This is a genomic window from Patescibacteria group bacterium (assembly GCA_041651155.1).
Taxonomy (GTDB): Bacteria; Patescibacteriota; Patescibacteriia; order CAIXNZ01; family CAIXNZ01; genus JAPLYF01.
In genome coordinates this window covers 20,478-42,909 of the sequence record JBAZJU010000006.1, presented here as the reverse complement: position 1 = coordinate 42,909, position 22,432 = coordinate 20,478, and the positions used below count along the sequence as shown (strand labels likewise).

Here is a 22,432-nt window from a genome sequence, read left to right as displayed (position 1 = left end):
TTACTAGATTTTGTTTTGATTTTCAGGACTAATAATCTCTCCCTTATTTCTAAGCTCTATAAGCTTATCAGTCTTAATTTTTGCTTCCTGTTCTAAAAAATATCTATTGACGTGAGGTATAATTCTGAGCCATTTGATAATCAGGCCTAATATTTTAGTGACCTGAATTTTAACTGCGCCCATTAAAACCGCAATTTGTGAGGCGGTTTGTTCGCCTGTTTGCCTGAATTCTTCCTGTTTTTCCGGAGTCAGCTGAAAATAAATATCTTCCAAATCTTCCTGCAAAACATCTTCAATTTTTTCCAGAATGGGGCTTTTTACCGGTTCGGCCGGCGCCTGTCTGATCCCGGCAGAAACAGGCGGTTCTCCCTTTTCTTCTTTTACAATCTGGGTAACCAAAATTTCAGCAGAAGGCGCGGCTTCTATTTTTTTTTCAACTTCAATTATGCGCGGAGCTTCTTGTGTATGCTCTGGCTGGATTTTAACCTCTTTCTCCTGAGGATCTTCAATTTTCTTGGTAATATCTGTTATTTTCTGGGGCATAAACTTGTATTTATAATAGCATATTTTGGGAAAAAAAAGAAAATGGGCTTTGGTTATAAGTCTTAACTGCCAGCTTGGTAAATAGTAGCTGGTCTTTATCAAGAACTTAAGGCATAAGCCGGAAGACTAAACTGGTTGCCCCGACTAAAAACCTATAGCTAATTCCTTTTCTATGCTATAATATATTCAAACAAATATTAAATAAAACCCATGCCTCAAACCCAAATAATCAATGGCTCAAAATCAAGCTGGATTAACATCCTTAATGCTTCAGAAAAAGAAATCTCAAATTTAAAGAAAAAATATAAATTTGACCAGCTTGATCTGGATGATTCATATTCTCATAAACATGCCCAAAGGCCGAAACTAAACGTCAGGCCAAATTATTACTTTTTGGTTTTACTTTTTCCGGTTTATAATCGCAGAACAAGAGAGATAACGCCAGCTGAGATTGATATTTATTTGGCTAAAAATGATCTAATCACCATTCATTATAACCAGCTTCAGCCGCTGCGAGATCTTTTTGATGCCTGCCTGACTGCCAAGGCAACCAGAGAAAAATATCTGAATAATTCGCCGGCCATGCTGCTTTATGAGATTCTGGATCGCATTTATGTTTCCATTTTCCCCATGCTTGATCATATCAGCCTGGACATTAGCAATATTGAAAAAAACATCTTTGCCGGCAAAGAGCGCGAAATGGTCAGTGAAATTTTAGTAGTTAAAAGAAATATTGTTTATTTCCGCAAAATCATGCAAGTCCACCGGGTAGTTTTACAAAAATTGGTAAAGCAGGAAATGAATCTATTCAATGGCCAGGCGGCCAAGATACAATCTTATTACAATGATTTGATTGACCATACCCAGAATATCTGGGACTTACTGGAAAATTATCAACAAACGATTAATGCTTTGGAAGATACTAATAGCTCCTTAGTTACTTTTAAATTAAATGACATCATGAGAACCCTGACTATTTTTTCAGTAATTGTTTTTCCCCTGACTTTAATGGCGGCAATTTTTGGCATGAATGTCAACCATATGCCCATTGCCGGCTCATATCTGGATTTTTGGAAAATATTAAGCTTAATGCTCTTTTTCTCTCTTATGATGTATTTCTATTTTAGAGGTAAAAAATGGATTTAAAGATTGCCTAAAATGTCTTTGACTTCTTTTAAACTATTTACCTGAATTAATTTTTGCCGTAAATCATGGGCTCCGCTAAAACCTTTGAAATACCAAGCCAAATGCTTGCGCATTTCCAAAATCCCTTGTTTGCCTTTTAATTTATAATTCAAAGCCGCGTGTTCCAAAGCGACTTTTTTTATTTGAGCTAATTTAATTTCCTTAAACTTGCCAGTTTTTAAATAATCCTTAATTTGCTTAAACAGCCAGGGTTTACCCAAAATACCTTGAGCCAAACCAAGACCATCAACTTTGGTCTGAACCAACAGTTCTTTGGCCTTGTGTGGATTTATAATTCCCCCATTACCCAAAACAATGTTCCTGAAATTTTCTTTTACTTTCTTGATCATAGCCAAATCAACTTCCCCGCTAAAAACTTGCTCATAACGCCGTCCATGAACCATAATCGCTGCTACTGGTAAGTTCTTAATCTTTTTAACCAAATCCAAAGCCGTGACTTTGCCAACTGAACTTCTAATTTTTATGGAAACCGGAATTTTAACCGCAGAACAAGTTGCCTTAATAATTTCATAACATAAATCCAAATCTTTCATTAAGCTCGCTCCCCCGCCGCATTTAAAAACCTTGGGCGCCGGACAGCCAAAATTAATATCCACCCCGTCAGCTCCGACTTCCTGCACTACTTGGGCTGCTTTGGCGAAAAATTCAGGTTTAGAACCAAATAGCTGAATAACGATTGGCTTTTCTTTTTGCTCAAATTTAAGCAATTCAAAAGTTTTTGCTGACAAATAATTCAAGCCGTCAACGGAAATCATTTCCGAATATACTACGTCTGCGCCAAACTTTTTACAAATCTGCCGAAAAGAAGAATCAGTAATTCCCGCCATTGGCGCCAAAGCAATAATCGGCTTTTTTAAATTGTTCCAGAAATTCTTTTTCATAAACTATAAAATCAAAAAAATGCCACATTGGTCATTCGGCCAGCTCAGAACTTAGTCAAAAGTTTACATTGAGCTTAGTCGAACTAAAGTGCGACATTTTACATAAGTTTTATATTTTTGTCATTCATTTTTAAATTTAACACTATATTGATAAGGTAAAACTTCAAACTTATTCAAAAATTCGTCCTTACTAATAATCGTCAATTCCGCTTCATCCTCATTTTCTAAATTCAAACGATATAAATAATAATTTTGTGTATTATTAATAAAATTCAATTCACCTTCAGAATAATAAAACTGAGTATTCATGCCACTTTTTGTAGTTTTTACTTCTATAAATTTTTCGTTACCATTTTCGTCATAAGAAAGTATGTCGAATCCTACTCCGTCTCCAAGCTCTTGCGATATGTGCCGAACTTTTTCAGCTAAATTGTTAAGACCGCATTGAATTAGATTATCTCTCTCCCAATCCAATACAATTAATTCGCCTTGTAACCCAAGATTAATGTTTTGCAAATTTTTCTTTAAATAATCAATTTTGATCTTTCTACCAGACCTCCAATCCTCTTTTCCGTCTCGAATCTTATACTGCTTATATTTATTTTTAAAACTTTCAATATTTACTAATCTTACTTTTTGTTCAGCATTAAAATTTATTTTTACATCAGATTCATTAGAAATATTTTCATTTTTTATACCAATAAACGTTTTTACCACCCCGATTCTTTTATCTTGATTAAAATTTATTATTCTTTCTTGTAATTGTTTTGAATATTTGTGCAGTAATTCATATTTCCTACGAGTCTCATAATCAAAGTAATAATTATTGGTTGACAAATCTTTATCAATACTAATAAACTCCTCATATTCTTCCAAAGATTCAACGCTTATTCTTCTATTAAAAATTTCTGAATAAACAGTTCTCAATCTTTCAAGCTTCTCAATCCCTTCCTTATTTTTCACTACTTTATTTGTTTCTTCTATTTTTTTTATTTCCTCCTTATAACTTTTTATTTTTTGCAATAATTCCCTATAGCTTTTAAAATACTGCAAAATCCAGTTAAAATCCCATGGAGCCCATAGCATAAAGCCTGGATAGCAAGTATAAATAAAAGCTAATGCAAACTTCCAGCCCAAAGTTTCAGCCCAAGAATATTTATTAGCTAAAATAAACAAAACTATGAATAAAGCAATGAAAAATAATATTCTAATCGAATTTCTTTTTTTCCCAATTTTATCATCTAATTCCTCAACTAATTTCTTATAGCTTTCTAAATCCATACAACTTGTTTACTTCTTTAAATTTACTTTTTCTTAACTAATGAACCATCGGCGGTATCCTCAACCAAATAACCAAAACCTTCAATTTTATCTCTTAATTCATCGGATTTTTTAAAATCTTTCTTTTTGCGCGCAATTTCCCTTTGCTTAACCAATTTCTCAACATCCTTGGTAATATTAATTTTTTCTTTTTTCACTTTGGCTAAATTCAAGCCCAGGACTTTATCAAAATCAAGCAGAGTCGCTTTTTTATCTTCGGCGCTGATATTATTATTTTTAATCATTAGCCAGGCAATGGCTAAAGCCCCTGGCAAATCCAAATCATTATTAATTTTTTCAGTAAATTTTTCCTTGTATTCTTTATTAACTTTGCCTTTAACTTTAATGCTCAAAACAAAATCATTCATTTTCTGGCGCGCGGTTTTGGCTGCTTCTAAACTTGGCCAGGTAAAATTCAGCTGGGAGCGGTAATGAGCAGTTAAAAATAAATAGCGCAAATCCAAAGCAGAAAAACCTTTAGCTTCAAGATCCTTAATCGTAAAAAAATTCTTTAAGGATTTGGACATTTTCTGGCCTTCAATTAATAAAAATCTGGTATGAAACCAATAGTCCACAAATTTCTGGCCAGTTGAGCTTTCTGACTGGGCAATTTCGCATTCATGATGGGGAAAGATATTATCTTCACCGCCAGTGTGCACATCTAAAGATGGGCCTAAATAAGCCATGCTCATGGCAGAACATTCTATATGCCAGCCTGGAAAACCTTTATGCCCAAAAGCCTGCCATTCCATCTGGCGTTTTTGGCTCTGAGATGAGAATTTCCAGACAGCAAAATCAGTCGGGTTTTTCTTTTCTGGGTTGATTTCAACTCTGGCTCCTTCCATTAAACTGGCCAAGGTATTGCCTGATAATTTGCCATAATCTTTAAATTTTGAAGTATCAAAATATATGCCGTCGCTGATTTCATAAGCATAACCCTTATCCAGCAAAACCTGGACTAATTTAATCATTTCTTTGATATGATCTGTGGCCTTGCAAATAATCTCTGGTTTTTCCAGATTTAATTTCTGGCGATTGTCTAAGTAAACTTTAGTAAAAAATTCTGCAATTTCCCAGGCTGTTTTGCCCTGTTCGCGGGCTTTTTTCTCCAGCTTGTCCTCGCCAGTATCAGCATCACTGGTTAAATGCCCGACATCTGTGATATTCAAGGCTTGTTTTACTTTATAGCCATTATATTCAAACATCCGGCGCAATAAATCTGCGTAAGTATAAGTCCAGGCATGGCCAAGGTGATCATAATCATAAACAGTCACGCCACAAGTGTACATGCTCACCTTTTTGTCATTTAGGGCTTTAAATTCTTCAATTTTTTTAGAGTAAGTATTGTATAGCTTTATCATAATACTTTTATCTTAACTTAAATTTTAAAAAAAATCAAAAAGCCTCTATTAAAGAGGCCCTAAAGATACTATGACTAAATAAAAAATCAAGCACTTTGAATTTTAAGCATTTTTACTTGATTTTCTAAGTCGCTGACTCTATCTTTTAATTTCTCAATTTCTTTATAGGCCGCACTAACATCCTCATCTGTCCTTTTATCAATTCTCGCTAATATTATTTTAATATCAGCAATTTCTTCCTCAATAGAATTTAGCCTTTGCATGATAGGATCAAGCTTTTCATCTAATTTTTCATCCAGCTTTCTATCTAAAAGTTGCTCAAGTTGTAATAAATCATTTTTTTCTAACATATATTTTAAATTAATCAAATTTATATCCTTTTTATAGCTTTAAAATACAAGCTTAATGAATCAAAGATTCTAATAATTCAGCTTCCTTTCTATCTGCCAATTTATTTCTTTTAAAAATTTCAACCACTTTTTCTTTAAAACTCCTGTCTCTTTCCTTTTCGCCCTTTATTACCGCTATAATATCGCCTTTTGTATCAGCTAGCTTATCATCAATATAGCTTTTTATTTCATGCTTAAATTCACCAAACTTTGCATTTAGCTTATTTTCTAGTTTTTCCTCGAGCTTATCATCAACAATTTTTTCCACAGCCGGCAATAAAGTTTCTTCAGTAAATTCAGCTAATTCAGTTTTAGTTAAATATTTTTGTTCGTTTTCCATATCTTTAATTAATTTTGATATCTTTATTATAGGCTTAAAACCCATAGATGTAAAGGCCTACTTGTGCAAAATGTAAACGTAAATTAAATGAATTAAAGAACTTTTTGTGACGAGAGTTATAATCACGCCCAAAAGCATAAAAGGCGCAAAAGCAAAGGTTTTATGCAAAATAATTTTATCAATCGGCTGCAAGCCATGGGCTTTAATCTCTTCGTTTCTTTGCATTATCATGGCCTTTAGTTTGTCTGCTTGCTCTGCAGTTAATTTTCCGCGAATTGACTTTAAAAATTTTTTAAATTCATCCGTGTGATTTAAAATATTTTCTAATTCTGATTTTTGTTCTAAATTTAACTTGGCGGAAATTTTTTCCAACAGGTCTTGGCCAGCCTTTTTTTGTTTTCTTATCTGAAAAATTTGCTTGATTAAATACGGCCAACTTTGCGGATTCAAATAAGCAACCAGCTGAATATATTGTTTTTCCTTATGGCTTTTGTCTGATTTTTGCTTAAGCAGGCTCCATAATTGTTCCTTGTCCTCATTAGCCAAAGTTGCATCCAGGCTGTTTTTAAAATTTTCCAGATTAAAACGATTGCCTAAAACATTACTGACATAATCTTTGTTAATGTAAACTCCGGCCTGCAGTTCTTCTACCGGAATCATTCTTACTTCAGCTGAATTATACAAAAACATAATCAGGGCTTTGCCGTATTTGAAGATATAATAATAAGAAAGCATAAAAATTAACTGCACGGCAAATAAATTGTGCAAATCAGCGAAAACCAAATTACGAAAAAATATGATTCCAGCCACAAAGTACGCAATCACTGAAATTAAAGCCAAAATAATTCTTTTTTGCATTAATTTCCGCAAGGGCTGAAAAACTACAAAACCCATAAAAAAGTAAAAAGCAATCATCAGGCTGCCGAGATAAGGATGCAAAAAATCGCCCAACCGCACTCTTATAATTTGAAAAAATATCAAAATTATAACAAAGCTCAAGGCCGCAGCCAAATATTCATTGATTTTTTTCTTATCAAGCTTATTCCTGCTTTTATAATTGCGATAATATTCTTTAAGTAAATGGGGATTTTTTAGATAATTTATCAGCAATTGAAAGGGATAAAGTAAAAATTTAATCAGCAAATAAATAAAAATCGGAATTGTAATATTTATCAATAAATTTAAAGGCGGCCAATAAATAAAATTCCATTCAGAATAGAAGCTGATCGGCAGTAAAAAAACAAAGAGAGTAAATAGTTTCGCATCACCTCCTGACCAAAGCTTAAAATACCAGAGGGTAAACCCCAAAACAAAGGCAATCAAGGTATTTAAAATTATCTGCCAATAATTATGCAATTCAATTGTTTGAGATGAAAAAATTAAATAAATAATCTGCAACAAGTACAAAGCAACGCCGATTATAAAACCCCATTTAATCCATTTATTCCTGATTTTGTCAAACCTAAAATCCTCATAGCAGATTATGATGCCAAAGATAAATAAAAAAGCTAAAAAAATAACTTCAAATGGATTTTGCATATTTATAAGATCGGCTGGAATTCATCCCAGCCAAAAATTTCCGGGTATTCTTTCCAGGGGCCTTCGCAAAGCTTAAAAAATTTACACACCTTGCATTCTTCCCTTTTAACTTTCCCCTGATTCCAACGATAGTCAGCAAAATTTTCAATTACGCCTTCGGCATCAACAATTTTTGTTTCAGGCATTATCCTTTCGGCAATAAAATCTTCATAGCCCTGCATTAAACAAAAAGGGATAGCTTCAGTCATCACAACCTTCCCTGCCTTAATCCCGATCTCCAAGCCTTGTTTTACAAAAGGCATCACTTCACTCATCTTTGGCACAATCCAATCTTTATTTTTTTCTGCCGTACCCAAAATATGGACAAAGGCAAATTGGAATTGGTCAACGCCCAAATCAACAAAAAGCTGGGCCAGCTTTGGCAAATCCTGATAATTTTCAGAATTAATTACTGTATTGGTCAAAACATGCTGCCCCAGTGATTTTAAATTTTTAATCCCCTGCACCACTTGCTGCCACGCGCCAGGACTGCTGGTTAATTCATCATGGATTTCTGGGTTTGAGCCGTGCAAAGCCGGGGAAAATTCATTTGCCCCGGCCAAAACTAACTTTTTGCAAAAATCCAAATAGGCAAACATCCGGCCGTTTGATTGAATCTGGATATTTTTAAAACCCAAATCACGGGCGGATTTTACGGCTGCCAAAATATCAGGATGAATGGTCGGCTCACCTCCGGTAAAAACCACGCCTGCGGCGCCTTGTCCTTTGGCCTCTGCTAAAGCGTTCCTAATCTCATCCAATGTTCTGTTCTCATGTTTATACCTTTTTTCACCCTGGACGCAAAACTGGCAATTGTTATTGCACTTAAAGCCGATTTTTATATCAACTCTGTCCATAAATAATAAAATTAAATAAATTCCTGCTCACCGTGAATTTTAACATAATTTGGCCAAAAGCCCAGACAAAATTCATCAAATTCACAGGTTTTGCATTTAGCAAACTTAATCTTTTCAAAACGATTATCAGAAATTAACCCATTTTCTATTTGTTTTTTTAAAAAATTATATTCCAAACTATTTTCTTTATATTCGGGAATAAAACATAAAGGCAGGCCACAGCCTGGATTAGAAAAACTAATTTTATTTTCCTGGCAATATTTAAAGGCTTTTTTTAAAAATGGTACAACCTCGCTTATTTTTGGCAATAATTCTGGCTGCTTTAAAACTTTTTCAACCGGTACGACAAAAGAATAATCAATACTTTTTATTTGTGGAAATTGGCTGTAAATAAATTTAGTGATTTCTTCTAGATTCTTATAATTTAAAAAATTAATAACAATATTGATTCGCACTTTAACCCCTAAGGAAATTAAATTAGCGATTCCTTGCAAAACTTTTTCAAAACTCCCGGGCACCTGGGTGATTTTTTCAAAAACTTCTTTTTGCTCAGAATGAACTGTAACAAAAACTCCGGTCAAACCCAATGCTTTTAATTCCTTAACCAAATCTAAATTTTCAAGCAAAAAACAATTGCTTTGCAGTTCAATGTTTTTAATCCCTTTTTGCTTGGCATAACTAATTGTCTCTTTAAGAAACGGATGAATCGTTGGCTCACCGCCAGTAAAAGCAACCGAATCATCAGTAATAGTATCAATTTCTTTTTTTGCTTCGTCCAAACTTAAAACTCGGCAATCATCTGGGAAATTGCAGAATAAACATTTTGCATTGCATAAATTTGTTAAGCGGATTAAAGACATAGGATAAAACTTGTCCGAAGAAGCGATTGGCCAATCGCTTCTTCGGATTGATATTTAAAAAAATTCCTTCCAGCCAAAGAAGTTAATATAATCTCTCCATACACCCTCGCAAGAATTATTATAAACGCACTCCAGGCATTTTTCATGCTTAATTTTAAATTCATTGGTCTTCCTTTCCTGCCAATTAAAATTTTCTCTTTCTTTTTGCGGATTATTAAAAGCTACCACTTCTGTTTTTAAATCTCTTAATTCGCCGATGTAATCCAATTTATTGTTATCTTTAATTAAACAAGCGGGTATTCCTTCAAAAGCAATGGTAAGATTTTTCTCTTTTGCCAGATTAATAATTTTATCCACCAAAGGCAAAAAGTCATTAAATTTAAGAAATAAATTTTGGTTAGCTAAAGCCCGGCCATGCAACCAGATAAAATTCAAACGAAAATCAATAATTCCTAGCCCGTTTAAAAAATTTAAAGTTTCCGCAATATCCTGATAATTCAAGTTGTTGATGACTAAATTAGCTGAAACAGGCTGATTCATTTTTACCAAATTTTTCAAGCCCTGAATTTTTTCTGCAAATCCTCCCGGCCTTTGCGTTAAATAATCTTCAACTTCCATCTTATGGCTATGGATTGAAACTGAGAAGCGATTAACGCCATTATTAATTAGTTGTTTGACAAAATTCTCATCTTGATATTTACGGCCATTACTAATGATGTGAATAATCTTAAAACCTAAAATCTTGGCTAGTTTTACAATTTTTAAAACCTCAGGATGCAAGGTAAATTCCCCGCCTAAAAAACCAATGGACTCAAAACCATTTTGTTTTGCCCTGATAATCTCTTTTTCAATTGTTTTATAAGCAACAAAACCACGGCTGGAGTGGTCCACCATACAAAAAAGACATTCATTATTGCAGCTATTGCCAATGTTAATCTCAATGTTTCTCATATCGGTATATTTAACTTTAGGTGGGGTATAAAATGGTTGACTCCTACAAAATTACGAATTTTTATACAAAACATACAAAAAGACTTTTTCTAGTTATTGTTTTGTTAAATTTGTAGCTAATTTGTAATTTTGTCTAGAATCAAAAGGCGGAGATCCAAAAATACAAAAAATTTCATATTACCGAATTCAATTCACAATCCCCAAATAATTTATAATATTCTAAATCAATTCCCATGCATAGATCCTTGAGCTTGCACTCATTACATTTTTCGGTTTTAAGCTTGGGCCGCCAAAAACTTTCCTCTTTATTGGCCGCATTATATTTAACGCGCTCATCGGCAAAAATTTCATTAGTCAGATAATAATTATCCCCCAAAATACAAAAGGGCAAATCAGAAAAACGAAGAACCAAATTATTTTCTTTGGCATAATCTGCGATTTTGGGTATAACTTTTTTTAGTTCGCTCAAAGGCACAACATATTCATTATTGTAACCTTTGAGAGACATATTTGTCAGGCTAATTTCGTGGATGCCGTTAGTACAAATAAACTCAATAATTTCCGGCAGATCTTTATAATTTAATTTATTTATTACGCAATTGGCTTTAAGCAGTCTGCCTTGAAAATATTTTTTTATATTAGCAAAAGCCTCAAGCAAACTTTTAAACAAACCGGGATTTTTTGATTGCTGGCTTATCAGTTCTTCATTGTGGCCATGAATAGAGATAATCAAATCATCAAGCAAAGGCAAATGTGACTTGGCGATTTCTTCATTGCTAAGCAGGCTGCCATTGGTGGTGACTGCGGTGGACAGGCCATTTTGTTTAGCGGCCTGCAAAAAAGGCAAAAAGTTTTTTTCCAAAAATGGCTCCCCGCCCAAAAAATTAATATGGCCATAGCCTTGATTTTTCAAATCCTTAATTTTATTGACAATTGCAGTCAGATCGGAGTATAAAATTTTATCTTTATTTTGCAGGCGGATATTTCTTTCAACGCAAAAAACACAATCATTATTGCATTTAAAACCAATATAAATTTCCACCCGCTTATTCATTTTTAATTTTATTAATAATGAGTTGCTTATCAATCAGCTGCGGCTCCAATTCCCTACTGTCAAAATACGTATCCATGGCATACAGACCCGCGCAAATATCATTCAGGCTGCATTGGCCGCACTGTTTTGCTTTTTTATAATAAAAATTTTTTTGGATGCTATAAGGATCTTTTCTATCATCCAGAAATAAAATGCTTCTTTCTTCATTTTTAACTATTTTTCTGGTTTCGGTGGAAAATTCTCCATATTCAGCCATATAGCATAAAGGCACTCTTTCTGCCCGGAAAGTTTTGCCAAATTTACTTAACGATTCAAAAGCTCTTTTTAAAGATTCCTTGAAATCAATTAATCTTGGCACCACAAATTTATTTTGCTCTACCCGATTCATTTCAGGATCTAGATTATTAAAAACAAAATGATTAATTTCTGGAAATTTAACCAGAAAAAATTTAATATTTTTATCCAGGCTTTTGGCATTAAAACTATTGATCACTGTATTTATATTTACAGGCAAATTCAGGCGCCAAGCATTAACCAAAGTTTTTAGGATATTTTTTAATGAACCTGGATTTTGGCTCAGATAATCCTGGATTTTCGGGTCATAAGACTGCACTGAAACATGAATTAAATCCAAGCCGACATTTTTTAGTTTCTTTAGATATTCTAAGTCAGCTGTTTTTTGGCCATTGGTAATTATCCTTACTTCCAAACCTTTGGACTTGGCATAACTAATTACTTTTTCTAAATCTGCATTTAAAGTCGGCTCGCCGCCGGTTAAAATTACGCCCTGATAATTTTTATTCGCAAAATCATCAATATAAAATTTGACTTGAGCTAAATCCAAAACATTGCCGTTTTCTGGATTAGAACAAAAAAGGCATTTTTGATTACAGGTTCTGTTTAATTGGATGTAGCCTAGATTAGCCATAGAATTAATTGTCGGGCGAAAACGCCCTTTTGTCTTCACTGTCATTCAGAGCGAAGCGAAGAATCCTGGAAGTAATAGATTCCTCACTTCATTCGGAATGACAAAAGGGCGTTCTCGCCCTGGTCATGATATTGGCTTTAAAACTTTAAAACCCTTTTCCTTAATTAAATTAATATTCAATCCGTTACAATCTTTAAATTTATTACAATCATCGCAACGTAAAGATTTAAGGTTGTACAAATTATTAATATAAAAATCCACAAATTTTTCCAAATTGATTCTGCCTTGCGCATTCAAAAAATTAATCTCATAATTATCGCGGGGCAAATCAAGACAAACAGGCGGCATTGTTAATTTCATTAATTTGTCTGACAAATCTCCTTTTGTTAAATTAATTAATTTCTGGCAAAAATCGTTTAGGTTGCACGATTTGCAACGCTCCGGATTAAAACAAGGCATTAATTTATTTTCATTTATAAATTCCGCAAACATTTTTTTGCGTCCCAAAACATCGTCAAAATATTTATACGGATCCTGAATCAAAAATTCATAACCCTCCAGATATTGCGCCGGGAAACGATTGGTCCAGATATGAAATCTCTGGTCATTTTTTGCCAGCTCCCACACTTTGTTCAGATAAGGCAAAGCATCATTAAAATCATAAAATAATTTATCACGATTTTCCCAGGCTTGGCCAAAAGGGACAACTTGTAAAAGATCAAATTCATAGACCCCGAAATTCTGGGCATAAAACTGAATTATGTCATATAACTTTGGGTAATTCAATTTATTAATCACTATATCAATATTAACAATTATTTGCGGATATTTTCTGACATTAGCCAGGCCAGTTAAAGCCTGCTGAAAAGAACCCTTAACTCCGGTAAATTCCTCGTGCAGTTCTTCGTTATGGCCGTGCAGAGAAAAAGTTATTTCAGTCAGACCGGCTTTAATCGCCTCAGCGGCAAATTTGGAATAATAAAAATAGCGGCCATTAGTGATTGTCTGGATTTCTTTAAAGCCTAAATCGTGAGCATATCTGACTATTTTCAAAAAATCAGGATTAATTGAAGCTTCCCCGCCGCTTAAAATCAAACGCTTGTAACCTTCTTTTTTTGCCTGTTCAATCTTATCTTGAACCTCTGCCAATGTAAAAAAACGTCCGTTTACCTGATTTTCCTTATCATGGCAAAAAAGGCACTGATTATTGCATCTGGTGCTGATTGATAGCCAAAATTTATCGTTTTTAAGCGTTTTTGCCATAATTAAACCAAAGGCTTTTTCACCCCATTGTTACTTAATAATAAAAAAAATAAGCCATTTTGGCAATGGCCTATCGGTAAAATTTTACATAATTTACTGGGCAGTTTGTAATTGATATTTTGTCACAAAATCTTGTAATTTTAAATTTTCCACGCTGGCTGTGACTTCTGAGCAAAGATTATTGTCAAATGCGTCAAGGCAAAAGAGCCGAGCCATTAAATTCTTGATGTTCAGACAATCTGATTTTTGGCTGGCTCTTCTAAAGCCGACTTGAGTTTGGCATTGAACCGTTTTAATGCTATCAAGACTGACGGTATCAATCTTTATTTTATTAGGACAATTTTGGTCCTCTGGCAGCAAGATTGCATAGCAATTATCTCCAGCATCACAATATTCGTTATCGCCATATAGCTTATTATCCCAAAGCAAATTACAATCATTATAAAACTGATAAAACCTTTGGGCGTTTAAACTTGTTTTTTCTTGAGAATTATTATTGTAATAGGTATTAAGAGCAGAAATATATTCTTGGCAAATTTTCAAAAAATTGTCTTGTTCTCCTTTTTTGATAAAATCAATTTCAGCAAAATCTCCATCTTTAATGGTGCAATCGGCAGAGCTATTTTTTACGCCATAATATGTTTCATTGGTCTTAATGCATTGCTGATCAAAAGAGATGTTATTATTTTTAAATTCACAAAAACTTAAGTATTCCAATATTGGTGTGAGTGCAACTGGCTGTACTTTTTGTACATTTATTAGCTCATTAAGAAATAATGAAAAATTACCAATAATTTTTTCTTTGGCAACCGCCACTGGCTGATTTACATTTGTTGGCCGCGCTGGTGCTTTGAGATAAATAAAAAAAATAACTACACCAACAATTATTAATAAGGCTATTATCGCTAATATCAAAATTATTTTTTTCATAAAATATAATTTAACCGGCAAACCCATGAGAGCCATGAGAGCCATGAGAGCCGTGTGAGCCGTGAGAGCCATGAGAGCCGTGTGAGCAATGAGAACCGACTACTCCTTCATTATGAACAAAATTATTATGGCCGAAATGAGTATCTCCTATATCCACCCCGCAAATAGCTCCGGGGGTATTAGTGCAAGAACCCAAAGGGTATGACAAATTATTTTGGCATAGATTGGTAGTTGAGCCCGAGCCACCGCCGTTGCAATCATGAGGTCCGCAGCCTGAACTTCCTGCCCAACCTTCATTGCATTGAACATAATTTGGCGGTGAGGTATAAACTCCACCACCTGCGCTACAAGTGGGCGTAGCAGCATGAGCAGCATTGATTCCTTCGGCCATGATGCCAAGCGCGCTTGCGCCAATGCCAAGCATGATAATATCTTTTTTAGTTATCTTGCCTTCTTCATCATTAAGAAATTCCTGAAATTTTTTCTTTAGTTTTGGCAGTTTGTTTAGCATAGTTATCTTTATTATACTATCTTTTTATTAAATTTTAAAGCATTGTGCGATTTTAAACGTAAAATACAACCAAAGTTATAGTTATTCATATTTCGCTCTCGGCCGTGAAGCTTTGCACCATTCCTTAAAAATATCCTTATTTTTTTTATCTTTTAATTTTTCAAAAATATAATCAAGAATTTGCTCATCAATTTGCCATTTAAAATTTTCCTTCATGGCCGGGAATATATTGCCGGAAAGACAATAATTGTAGACCGGACAGGCTCCCCAATATGGCTGGTAAACGCTCTCATTATGGCCAGGCAAGCCATTGGTGCATGAGGCAACGCACATTGATTTGCATAAACTGTTATTTACCAGCTCGCTAAAAGTATTTTGCTTAATATTGCCCAGTTTAAATGTTTCATCACCTAGTCTGGAAAGAGACCTGGAATCATCACAAGTGTACACATCACCATTGTAATTGTAAGATAATTGGCCGATGACCGCGCCGCAGGGCGAACGCATATCCAGATTATGAGGCTCCTCCTGGTCTAAAATCTTGCGCAAATAAGTCGCGGCCATGTTCTCGTAAAAAAGCTGGCCCTGATAATTTTTGGCTAAAATATAATCAAGAGATTTTTTATAAAAGTCAACATACTCATCTACTGTGTACCAAATTTTTTCTTTGGCTTGCCTGGCAAAGCCATAAGGATATAAATAGCGCAGATAAATGCTTTTAAAGCCAAGCTCAAGATAAGTATCTATCACTTCTTTGTAACTAGCCAGTGTTTTTTTGGTCACAGTTATCAAGGCGCCTACTCTATAATAATTTTTTTTCTTGCCCTTATTTACTTCCTCGTATTCGGCGTTTATCTTTTTTATCCAGTTGACCGCGTTCTGATAGCTATTGCCTTCCGTATAAATGCGATTATAATTATGAGTTTCCTCGTCGCCGTCAAGCGAAGTGCAGAAGTAAACTTCATTGTCCATCAGGAACTTCATTTTTTCTTCATCCATCAAGCTAAAATTGGACACGAGCCTAAAAATTAAATTTTTCTTTTCCAGCTTATTTTTTTCCGCTGCGTAAGAAATGATAAATTTAACCACCGGCCAATTTAGAAGCGGCTCTCCGCCCTGGAACTCAATACAAATCGCATCATTGGTAGTGAGAAAAATCGTATCTACTACTTTCTTGGCAGTTGCCAAATCCATGTCTAAACCTTTATCCTCGCTGCTACCGGCGCTGGCATGGCAATAAATACACTTATGATTGCATCTTAAAGTTACAACCACAATATGCAAAGACGGCCCGAATTTTAAAAAATGATAGCGCTCGCGATACTTTAAAACTGCATTCGCCAGATAATTTTTATCTTTAAGGAACGACTTGTTTAGTAACTCCTGAAAATTTTCACTTTTAGAATCTAGCTTTCCAGTTAAAAATTCCTTGAAATTATTTTCAGGTAAAAAAACATACTCCCCAGTTTCATTAGTCAGCAGATATTCATTGCCAAACTGTTTAAATCGAAAATATCCTACTGACTTGGTATCTAAATTGTTGATGGTTTGTAAATCTAACATGAATATTTTAAAAAATTTACCCCCTAAATCTTTGTTTCAAATCCCAAGCACCAAATTGCAAGCTTCAAATAAATAGCAAATCACAGATAGCAAATCACAAACTATTTAGATTTCTCCAAAATTGAACCAAAAATCTTAACTATTTCTCTTGTCTCACTAATCAATTTATCAATCCTGGCAGAAAAATTTTGGTTAGCCTCTTTTATAAGCTCAAGCCAATAAATTGTTTCCCTAGCTTCTCTTAAACAAATTCTAATTTTAAATCTAAAATCTTTCTTTGTGTCAGTTTCATTTGCTTCTCGATAATTGGCGCCAACTGATGTCCCAGAGCGAATAGACTGATCTATTAGCCTAAAGTTTATAGTATTAGCAGGTAAAGTTTTACATAAACGAATTATTTCTTTTCCAAGCTCTAAGGTGCGATCTTCTAAATCGTACTTCTTATCCATATTTTTGTTTTTGTTTTTTATTTGCCTTTGCAAACCGTAGTCCCGCTGGGCGGGACGAAGGTTTGTTATTTGATTTTTGAAATTTATTTGTGATTTGGGATTTGAATTTTGGTGCTTATAGATCAGCTCATCAATCCCAATACATAATTTCCAAATTCATCTTTCAAAACACCTTCATATTCATTATCAATTTTATCAATTTGCACTTCAAAGTAATCAGCCTCATCTTTTATCTTAAATTCAGCTAAATTTTTAAATTCATTAATCGCCTTTTCAATTGCTTCAAGACTATAAATCTTTTTATTAAACTTAATTACTTCCATTTTCCCATTTCTCCCTTCTTACCCTCTTTGCTCTTCTCATTATCCTCCCATGTTTTTGCAATCCCTAAAGGATCTTCCTGCCAATCTTCCTCCTCAACTTCCTGCAAAAGCTTATCCACCTCATTGGGCACAGCGTTATAAAGCGCGGCTGAAACCACATATTCCCTGATTTTTGCATTTGACTCGCTTACTTTTTCCCGCAACAGCTGATTTAAAAGTTCATTATAAAATTCTCCGGCAATCTTTTCCAAGCCTTCTCTCCCATTTTCCTCTTTTTGCCCTTCTTTCCTTTTAAATATTGCGATGATCTCTGCCTTCGGATCGCCATCTAAAAAAACATACGCCTTATCCAAAAATAAATAGGCGGCATTGTAAATCGCTGTCAAAGAATAAATTTCAGTATTTATGGTAAATTCTATGCTTTGAGCTTGCTTGTTAATTTTAAAATTAAAGCCTTGGTCCATTATCTGTTTTTTTATTTTTAAGGTGTTTGCTGGATTTGGCTAAGCTGCAATTGCCCGCTGGCTGCCTGGCAACAGACCATTTTGCCTGCTGAAGCATCCAGATCAAATACAAAATAATTGGGAGGACAATCCGCTGTGATAATAGGAGAATCTGCCACGCCCACGCCCTGCTTTAAAGTATTATCAACAACTGTCCAGGTCTTAACCACGCATAAATCTTTGGCGCCAAAAGTAATTTTATCAGCCGTAACAGCTCCGGCTGTGGCCGGAATATTCAAGACAGTACTATTGGAAATCTGCAAAGGATTATCCGCGGTTAAATTTTGCAGACCAGAGGCCAATACTTTGTCAACATAAATTGTCCTATTTGAAATCTGATTCACGCTCCGGACATCAAAAGCCAAACCGCTCCTGAGCCTAAAATTTTGATTTAATAAAATGCGGTTGGCTTCCAGGCTCAATGATTTCGCGCCGCCAACCGGCTCTAATTGCAAATTTTGGCTGTTGTCAATTGTAATGGCCTGGCTGGAAAAATTATTTTTGCTAACTTGGCGCAAACCGCTGGAGAATTGGCCGCCAATGTTATTCGCATCACCGCTGTTTAAAAATATTAAATTATTGGAAACGGCCAAAAAATTAGTGGAAATGCTATTATCTTGCTTTTTTAAATTTTCATTAAAGGCATTGCCGACCAGCAAATAATTGCCTTCTGTCCTCAAGATTGAATCAAATAAAAAATTATTATTGGCCGAATCATAATTAAAACCTGCCCAGGCAGCTGTAGCTGAGAGTAAAAATAATGAAAGAATTAGGCAGATTTTATAATGATTGGGCATATTTAAGTGTAAATAATATCTTAGCCAAAGGTTGTCTTATTGTGCAGGCGCTACAGGATAAATAATGCTTAAATTGCAGCAAATTTTTTTATTATTATCGCCTTGAAAACCGGCGGGATAAAGCGTGCTGGTGAAATTCCATGAAGGGTTTTGCGCTAAAAACGTGCTGGGGGCAACCACCGCGCCATTTGCAGGTGAAAGGCAATCAGATGATAAGCTGCTTGCCACATAACAAACATTCTGCAAATTTATTTGCGGCGCTGTTGTCTTCTGCTCTCCTGTTTCATCGGGTAAAGTTATATTATTTAATCTTGCAGTACCGATTTCACCTAAATTTAAATCTTCAAAAACGAGCGTGCTTGGATTTAATTTAATTATTGACAGACAAACACTGTTTGGGCAATCAAGATGCTGAATACAAGTTTTACCGCTATTTGTCCCGCCAGCGCAAAACTTATTCAAGCTATTTAAACTATCTACATACATTATGCTGGTCTTGACTTCACCTTGATTACAATCAGCGCTCCCATCAGCGGCTAAACAGCCCGTAACTTTTATCGGACTGGATGAACTGATCTCACTCCCATCAGCTGCAGATAAATTAAGATCTGAATTTATGCCCAAAATTTTATTTGTCTGAATTTTATAAAAATTTGGATCAATGGCCTCTAATGAGAAATCCGGACCACCATGCCAGATCATGGCTTTTTGCGGACAGTCATTAGTAACATTAACGGATTTGCAAAAATAAATATTAGAATTAATATCTGCGTTAAAATCTGCTCCGATCAAAATATCACCGCTTATTCCGCTTATTTTAGAATTATCTTTGGCTGCAGCTAAATAGCCATTGACCTGCAAATTATCATAAATATAAACTTCATTGCCCTTTTCTAAAAAATAACCCTGGCCTGCGGCCAAGACAAAATTACCGATTAAAATGGTTAAAATAAGGGCGCTGGCAATAAGGCAAAATTTATAGATTCTTCTCATATTAAAAATTATTGCAAAGGGGGCGTGTATTGAATCAGCTTATTAGTCAAAAAAAATGAGCCTTGATTTAATTTTAAAAGCGAGACAGCCAAGCCCGAGCCTGGCAAATCAATAATTTCATTAACCTGTAAATTATCGCTAAAAACGCTATTGGGCGTGAGTGTAATGGGATTTGCAGTCATGATTAAATCTTTAGCTGAAGCCAGAATTATTTTGCCTGTTATTTCCAGCGAGGTTCCGCCCAGGCTTATCCCGCTGCTTTGAGATTGCAATACCAGATTCTGGCCGGAGATCTGGCCAATCTGCAAAAATATATTACTGCCCGTATCGCCAATTTGCGTATTGCATTTGGGAGTTGCGGGATAATCAGCGCAATCAAAACCCATAGATTTTTTTATAAAAAGATCGCGTCCATTGCCCAAAAAAACATTACCTGCGCTCACTGCTGAGCCTGAATCAGAAATATTCAAGCCAACCTGGCAGTCATTGCTATTTGGATCGGCTGCGCAATCAACCCTGTTTGATGGCGCGATTTTAACATTATCCCAGAGAATAATTTTTGTTTTTTGCGGATCAGCATTTGGCTCATAGCTGACAAATCCAGCAGCCTTGGCAAGCAAAACTCCGCTCGTTAATAAACCAGCGATTGCCAGACAAATGATGGTAATCCTATTTAATCTCATAAATCCTACGAATTACGGATCAGTACCTGCCTGCCGGCAGGCGAATATACGAATTTTTTGTGATTTAAAATTTGGAATTTGAATTTATTTTGTCCGACTTCGGCTCGGATTTAAAAAAGTTAAATTTCTACTCTTTAAATCTGAAGCCGAGACGAGTCATTTGCCTTTGCAAACCGTAGTTTGCTACGGCAAACGAAGGTTTGGTATTTGTTATTTGTCATTTCCTCATCCTACCCTTCTATACTCTTCTTACTCTTCCTAATCAAAACCATCACCACAATCGGCGCAACCAGCCAGAAAAACTTCGCCGGATCAGAAATAAATAAATTCCTCATGCCCTCAGAAACATTGTTAACTACCTCTTTAGGCAAATAAGCCATCACAATGCTAATCATTAGTCCTACATGGAAAAAAGAAAACAAAATTGACTGCCACCATCGTCCAGGGCTGTCAGAGGCGGCAATAGTGTGGAGTAAAGCGCTGCGCGATAGCAGAAAAAACAAGGCAATAAAAATGCCCAGAAAAATCGTGACTTTAAAAATTGAGGCATTGTTAAAGTTGATCTCAGCGCTAAAATCATTTAAATAAGGAGCTGTGTTAACTATGGCCAAGCCCATATAAATGCTGACCAAAATCACAATCACGCGGTCGCGGCCTAAAGATAGGCCGTATAAAAAGGCAGCCACCACAAAAAACAAGATTATAAATAAATCCCAATTAGGCTGCGCCCAGTTAATATTGGTTAAAAAATCCATACTGTGGATATTTAATTTTCTTGGCTTTATTATAGCATAAAATCACCTGTCAAACAAAATTCTAGGCAAAAAATGCCCTTTATTCCACAACGAAGGCGCGATAACGATATCGCGCCTACAAGAAGAAGAGTTCCGTTGCATTTTTTGCCTAAAAATTTAAATCCCCTCGCCCCTCAATTCCTCCAACAATTCCTTTTGCTTTTTACTCAAATGTTCCGGGGTTTTAATATTAACTGTCACCAATTGATCGCCTTTGCCTGGCTTCGGCCAAGACGAGCCATAATGCTGAAAATGAGGCGCGCCTTTGCCCCGTAAAATAAAAACATTGCCTGACTGGGTTCCAGCAGGAATTTTGAGTTCAACTTCGCCATCAATAGTCTTAACTGGAATTTTTGCGCCTAAGGAAGCAGCGCTAAATGGTATTTCAATTGAGGTTAAAATATTATTATTTTCACGTTTAAAATATGGATCCGGCTTAACATGAATATGAAGGTATAAATCTCCTGCCTTACCGCCTTTAATCCCAGCCTCGCCAGCGCCTGACATTTTCAAACTCATGCCATTATCAATGCCAGCTGGTATTTTTACATTAATATCTGTTTTTTGCTTTGTTCTGCCTGTACCGCCACATTTTGTGCAGGCTTTTTCCGGCTTTTTGCCTTCGCCTCCGCACTCAGGACAATCTCTGACTGTCTGAATATGACCCAAAATCGTGCGCTGGACAGTACGCACATTGCCCTGGCCCTTGCAGGCCTGGCATTCAGAAATCTTGGTGTCTGGCTCAGCGCCATTGCCATTACACCTATCGCAGGCGGTTAATTTGTATAATTCAATTGTTTTATCAGTACCAAAAACAGCTTCTTTAAAATCAAGATTTAAATCAACTTCAATGTCACGGCCGCGCGTGGTCGTCTTGCGTCTGCGCGTATTTCCGCCAAACCCAAAACCACCGCCAAACAAATCACCCAAAATATCACCTAAATCTCCCATATCCACATCAACATTGTTGTAAGTTCCCCCACCTTGCCTGGCTGCGCGCATAAAATCTTCCCAACCCATACCACCGCCAAAACCGCCTTGTTGATCAAAAGTCGCTCCAAACTGGTCATATTGCTGCCTTTTCTGATCATTATTCAAAACCTGGTAAGCCTCATTGATTTCTTTAAATTTCTTTTCATCGCCGCCTGGTTTATCTGGATGAAAAACATGAGCCTTCTCGCGAAAGGCTTTTTTAATCTCGTCTTTGGAAGCGCTTTTTGCCACGCCTAAAATATTGTAGTAATCTTTTCCCATAATAATTCAATTAAAGGCGAAAAGCCCCTTTGTCCTTATGTCATTCAAAGCATAGCGTGGGATACTGGATGTAATAGATTCTTCACTTCGTTCTGAATGAC

Annotated in this window: 25 protein-coding genes; 1 reads left to right on the top strand and 24 read right to left on the bottom strand. The window is 35.4% G+C overall.

The window, feature by feature from the left end; genetic code table 11:
* Window positions 1-3: 3 nt before the first annotated feature.
* On the bottom strand, window positions 4-543 hold the full coding sequence (locus WC460_04995; GenBank protein ID MFA5188690.1) for a hypothetical protein: 540 nt from the start codon (window positions 541-543) through the stop codon (window positions 4-6).
* A 210-nt stretch (window positions 544-753) separates the two neighbouring features.
* Here WC460_04995 and WC460_04990 point away from each other — a divergent pair, with 210 nt between their 5' ends.
* Window positions 754-1,689, top strand: a complete 936-nt coding sequence (locus WC460_04990) for a magnesium transporter CorA family protein (GenBank protein ID MFA5188689.1) — start codon at window positions 754-756, stop codon at window positions 1,687-1,689.
* Here the strand turns inward: WC460_04990 and dusB are convergent.
* The 23 genes from dusB to dnaJ form a co-directional block, all read right to left on the bottom strand.
* Window positions 1,686-2,630 (bottom strand): tRNA dihydrouridine synthase DusB, encoded by a 945-nt coding sequence (gene dusB, locus WC460_04985; protein MFA5188688.1) that lies wholly within the window; start codon window positions 2,628-2,630, stop codon window positions 1,686-1,688. The two genes, WC460_04990 and dusB, sit on opposite strands and share 4 nt — an antisense overlap.
* 120 nt (window positions 2,631-2,750) lie before the next feature.
* Window positions 2,751-3,911 carry a DUF3883 domain-containing protein gene (locus tag WC460_04980; protein MFA5188687.1) on the bottom strand — a complete coding sequence of 387 codons (1,161 nt, stop codon included), beginning with the start codon at window positions 3,909-3,911 and terminating at the stop codon, window positions 2,751-2,753.
* Window positions 3,912-3,934: 23 nt separating this feature from the next.
* The gene (gene cysS, locus WC460_04975; GenBank protein ID MFA5188686.1) at window positions 3,935-5,311 is read right to left on the bottom strand and encodes a cysteine--tRNA ligase; all 1,377 of its coding nucleotides are present in this window, start codon (window positions 5,309-5,311) and stop codon (window positions 3,935-3,937) included.
* An 86-nt stretch (window positions 5,312-5,397) separates the two neighbouring features.
* On the bottom strand, window positions 5,398-5,661 hold the full coding sequence (locus WC460_04970) for a hypothetical protein (protein MFA5188685.1): 264 nt from the start codon (window positions 5,659-5,661) through the stop codon (window positions 5,398-5,400).
* Window positions 5,662-5,713: 52 nt separating this feature from the next.
* Complete coding sequence (locus WC460_04965; GenBank protein ID MFA5188684.1) at window positions 5,714-6,040, bottom strand: hypothetical protein; 327 nt, start codon at window positions 6,038-6,040, stop codon at window positions 5,714-5,716.
* Between the two features lie 57 nt (window positions 6,041-6,097).
* Complete coding sequence (locus tag WC460_04960) at window positions 6,098-7,579, bottom strand: prepilin peptidase (GenBank protein ID MFA5188683.1); 1,482 nt, start codon at window positions 7,577-7,579, stop codon at window positions 6,098-6,100.
* 2 nt (window positions 7,580-7,581) lie between these two features.
* The gene (locus tag WC460_04955) at window positions 7,582-8,475 is read right to left on the bottom strand and encodes a radical SAM protein (protein ID MFA5188682.1); all 894 of its coding nucleotides are present in this window, start codon (window positions 8,473-8,475) and stop codon (window positions 7,582-7,584) included.
* 11 nt (window positions 8,476-8,486) lie between these two features.
* Window positions 8,487-9,335, bottom strand: a complete 849-nt coding sequence (locus WC460_04950; protein MFA5188681.1) for a radical SAM protein — start codon at window positions 9,333-9,335, stop codon at window positions 8,487-8,489.
* A gap of 54 nt (window positions 9,336-9,389) precedes the next feature.
* A complete protein-coding gene (locus WC460_04945; protein ID MFA5188680.1) occupies window positions 9,390-10,286 on the bottom strand; it encodes a radical SAM protein in 897 nt (298 codons plus the stop codon).
* A gap of 172 nt (window positions 10,287-10,458) precedes the next feature.
* On the bottom strand, window positions 10,459-11,340 hold the full coding sequence (locus tag WC460_04940; GenBank protein ID MFA5188679.1) for a radical SAM protein: 882 nt from the start codon (window positions 11,338-11,340) through the stop codon (window positions 10,459-10,461).
* Complete coding sequence (locus WC460_04935) at window positions 11,333-12,313, bottom strand: radical SAM protein (protein MFA5188678.1); 981 nt, start codon at window positions 12,311-12,313, stop codon at window positions 11,333-11,335. The genes WC460_04940 and WC460_04935 overlap by 8 nt, the downstream gene beginning before the upstream one ends.
* A gap of 78 nt (window positions 12,314-12,391) precedes the next feature.
* Window positions 12,392-13,531, bottom strand: coding sequence for a radical SAM protein (locus WC460_04930; GenBank protein ID MFA5188677.1), 1,140 nt, complete (start codon window positions 13,529-13,531; stop codon window positions 12,392-12,394).
* A gap of 93 nt (window positions 13,532-13,624) precedes the next feature.
* Window positions 13,625-14,461, bottom strand: coding sequence for a hypothetical protein (locus WC460_04925; GenBank protein ID MFA5188676.1), 837 nt, complete (start codon window positions 14,459-14,461; stop codon window positions 13,625-13,627).
* A 10-nt stretch (window positions 14,462-14,471) separates the two neighbouring features.
* Window positions 14,472-14,972 (bottom strand): hypothetical protein, encoded by a 501-nt coding sequence (locus tag WC460_04920; GenBank protein MFA5188675.1) that lies wholly within the window; start codon window positions 14,970-14,972, stop codon window positions 14,472-14,474.
* A gap of 81 nt (window positions 14,973-15,053) precedes the next feature.
* On the bottom strand, window positions 15,054-16,535 hold the full coding sequence (gene hxsB / locus WC460_04915) for a His-Xaa-Ser system radical SAM maturase HxsB (protein MFA5188674.1): 1,482 nt from the start codon (window positions 16,533-16,535) through the stop codon (window positions 15,054-15,056).
* Window positions 16,536-16,636: 101 nt separating this feature from the next.
* Window positions 16,637-16,984, bottom strand: a complete 348-nt coding sequence (locus tag WC460_04910) for a four helix bundle protein (GenBank protein ID MFA5188673.1) — start codon at window positions 16,982-16,984, stop codon at window positions 16,637-16,639.
* A gap of 122 nt (window positions 16,985-17,106) precedes the next feature.
* Window positions 17,107-17,307, bottom strand: a complete 201-nt coding sequence (locus WC460_04905; protein ID MFA5188672.1) for an HxsD-like protein — start codon at window positions 17,305-17,307, stop codon at window positions 17,107-17,109.
* Window positions 17,298-17,771 carry a His-Xaa-Ser system protein HxsD gene (hxsD, locus tag WC460_04900; protein ID MFA5188671.1) on the bottom strand — a complete coding sequence of 158 codons (474 nt, stop codon included), beginning with the start codon at window positions 17,769-17,771 and terminating at the stop codon, window positions 17,298-17,300. Before hxsD ends, WC460_04905 begins: the two co-directional genes overlap by 10 nt.
* 17 nt (window positions 17,772-17,788) lie before the next feature.
* A complete protein-coding gene (locus tag WC460_04895) occupies window positions 17,789-18,607 on the bottom strand; it encodes a hypothetical protein (GenBank protein ID MFA5188670.1) in 819 nt (272 codons plus the stop codon).
* Window positions 18,608-18,643: 36 nt separating this feature from the next.
* Window positions 18,644-19,600: a hypothetical protein gene (locus WC460_04890; protein ID MFA5188669.1), complete on the bottom strand. Its 957-nt coding sequence runs from the start codon at window positions 19,598-19,600 to the stop codon at window positions 18,644-18,646.
* Between the two features lie 8 nt (window positions 19,601-19,608).
* Window positions 19,609-20,283, bottom strand: a complete 675-nt coding sequence (locus WC460_04885) for a hypothetical protein (protein MFA5188668.1) — start codon at window positions 20,281-20,283, stop codon at window positions 19,609-19,611.
* Between the two features lie 230 nt (window positions 20,284-20,513).
* The gene (locus tag WC460_04880; protein MFA5188667.1) at window positions 20,514-21,038 is read right to left on the bottom strand and encodes a hypothetical protein; all 525 of its coding nucleotides are present in this window, start codon (window positions 21,036-21,038) and stop codon (window positions 20,514-20,516) included.
* A gap of 156 nt (window positions 21,039-21,194) precedes the next feature.
* On the bottom strand, window positions 21,195-22,331 hold the full coding sequence (gene dnaJ, locus WC460_04875) for a molecular chaperone DnaJ (protein MFA5188666.1): 1,137 nt from the start codon (window positions 22,329-22,331) through the stop codon (window positions 21,195-21,197).
* Window positions 22,332-22,432: the final 101 nt, after the last annotated feature.

What these genes read in the sequence shown, in the direction of transcription:
- WC460_04905 (MFA5188672.1), bottom strand. Translation starts at nt 17,307, where the DNA reads ATGGAAGTAATTAAGTTTAATAAAAAGATTTATAGTCTTGAAGCAATT.
- WC460_04965 (MFA5188684.1), bottom strand. Translation starts at nt 6,040, where the DNA reads ATGGAAAACGAACAAAAATATTTAACTAAAACTGAATTAGCTGAATTT.
- WC460_04895 (MFA5188670.1), bottom strand. Translation starts at nt 18,607, where the DNA reads ATGCCCAATCATTATAAAATCTGCCTAATTCTTTCATTATTTTTACTC.
- WC460_04995 (MFA5188690.1), bottom strand. Translation starts at nt 543, where the DNA reads ATGCCCCAGAAAATAACAGATATTACCAAGAAAATTGAAGATCCTCAG.
- WC460_04930 (MFA5188677.1), bottom strand. Translation starts at nt 13,531, where the DNA reads ATGGCAAAAACGCTTAAAAACGATAAATTTTGGCTATCAATCAGCACC.
- WC460_04880 (MFA5188667.1), bottom strand. Translation starts at nt 21,038, where the DNA reads ATGGATTTTTTAACCAATATTAACTGGGCGCAGCCTAATTGGGATTTA.
- WC460_04940 (MFA5188679.1), bottom strand. Translation starts at nt 11,340, where the DNA reads ATGAATAAGCGGGTGGAAATTTATATTGGTTTTAAATGCAATAATGAT.
- WC460_04960 (MFA5188683.1), bottom strand. Translation starts at nt 7,579, where the DNA reads ATGCAAAATCCATTTGAAGTTATTTTTTTAGCTTTTTTATTTATCTTT.
- WC460_04970 (MFA5188685.1), bottom strand. Translation starts at nt 5,661, where the DNA reads ATGTTAGAAAAAAATGATTTATTACAACTTGAGCAACTTTTAGATAGA.
- dnaJ (MFA5188666.1), bottom strand. Translation starts at nt 22,331, where the DNA reads ATGGGAAAAGATTACTACAATATTTTAGGCGTGGCAAAAAGCGCTTCC.
- WC460_04920 (MFA5188675.1), bottom strand. Translation starts at nt 14,972, where the DNA reads ATGCTAAACAAACTGCCAAAACTAAAGAAAAAATTTCAGGAATTTCTT.
- WC460_04910 (MFA5188673.1), bottom strand. Translation starts at nt 16,984, where the DNA reads ATGGATAAGAAGTACGATTTAGAAGATCGCACCTTAGAGCTTGGAAAA.
- WC460_04935 (MFA5188678.1), bottom strand. Translation starts at nt 12,313, where the DNA reads ATGACAGTGAAGACAAAAGGGCGTTTTCGCCCGACAATTAATTCTATG.
- WC460_04945 (MFA5188680.1), bottom strand. Translation starts at nt 10,286, where the DNA reads ATGAGAAACATTGAGATTAACATTGGCAATAGCTGCAATAATGAATGT.
- WC460_04980 (MFA5188687.1), bottom strand. Translation starts at nt 3,911, where the DNA reads ATGGATTTAGAAAGCTATAAGAAATTAGTTGAGGAATTAGATGATAAA.
- WC460_04950 (MFA5188681.1), bottom strand. Translation starts at nt 9,335, where the DNA reads ATGTCTTTAATCCGCTTAACAAATTTATGCAATGCAAAATGTTTATTC.
- cysS (MFA5188686.1), bottom strand. Translation starts at nt 5,311, where the DNA reads ATGATAAAGCTATACAATACTTACTCTAAAAAAATTGAAGAATTTAAA.
- WC460_04925 (MFA5188676.1), bottom strand. Translation starts at nt 14,461, where the DNA reads ATGAAAAAAATAATTTTGATATTAGCGATAATAGCCTTATTAATAATT.
- WC460_04890 (MFA5188669.1), bottom strand. Translation starts at nt 19,600, where the DNA reads ATGAGAAGAATCTATAAATTTTGCCTTATTGCCAGCGCCCTTATTTTA.
- hxsB (MFA5188674.1), bottom strand. Translation starts at nt 16,535, where the DNA reads ATGTTAGATTTACAAACCATCAACAATTTAGATACCAAGTCAGTAGGA.
- hxsD (MFA5188671.1), bottom strand. Translation starts at nt 17,771, where the DNA reads ATGGACCAAGGCTTTAATTTTAAAATTAACAAGCAAGCTCAAAGCATA.
- WC460_04955 (MFA5188682.1), bottom strand. Translation starts at nt 8,475, where the DNA reads ATGGACAGAGTTGATATAAAAATCGGCTTTAAGTGCAATAACAATTGC.
- WC460_04990 (MFA5188689.1), top strand. Translation starts at nt 754, where the DNA reads ATGCCTCAAACCCAAATAATCAATGGCTCAAAATCAAGCTGGATTAAC.
- dusB (MFA5188688.1), bottom strand. Translation starts at nt 2,630, where the DNA reads ATGAAAAAGAATTTCTGGAACAATTTAAAAAAGCCGATTATTGCTTTG.
- WC460_04885 (MFA5188668.1), bottom strand. Translation starts at nt 20,283, where the DNA reads ATGAGATTAAATAGGATTACCATCATTTGTCTGGCAATCGCTGGTTTA.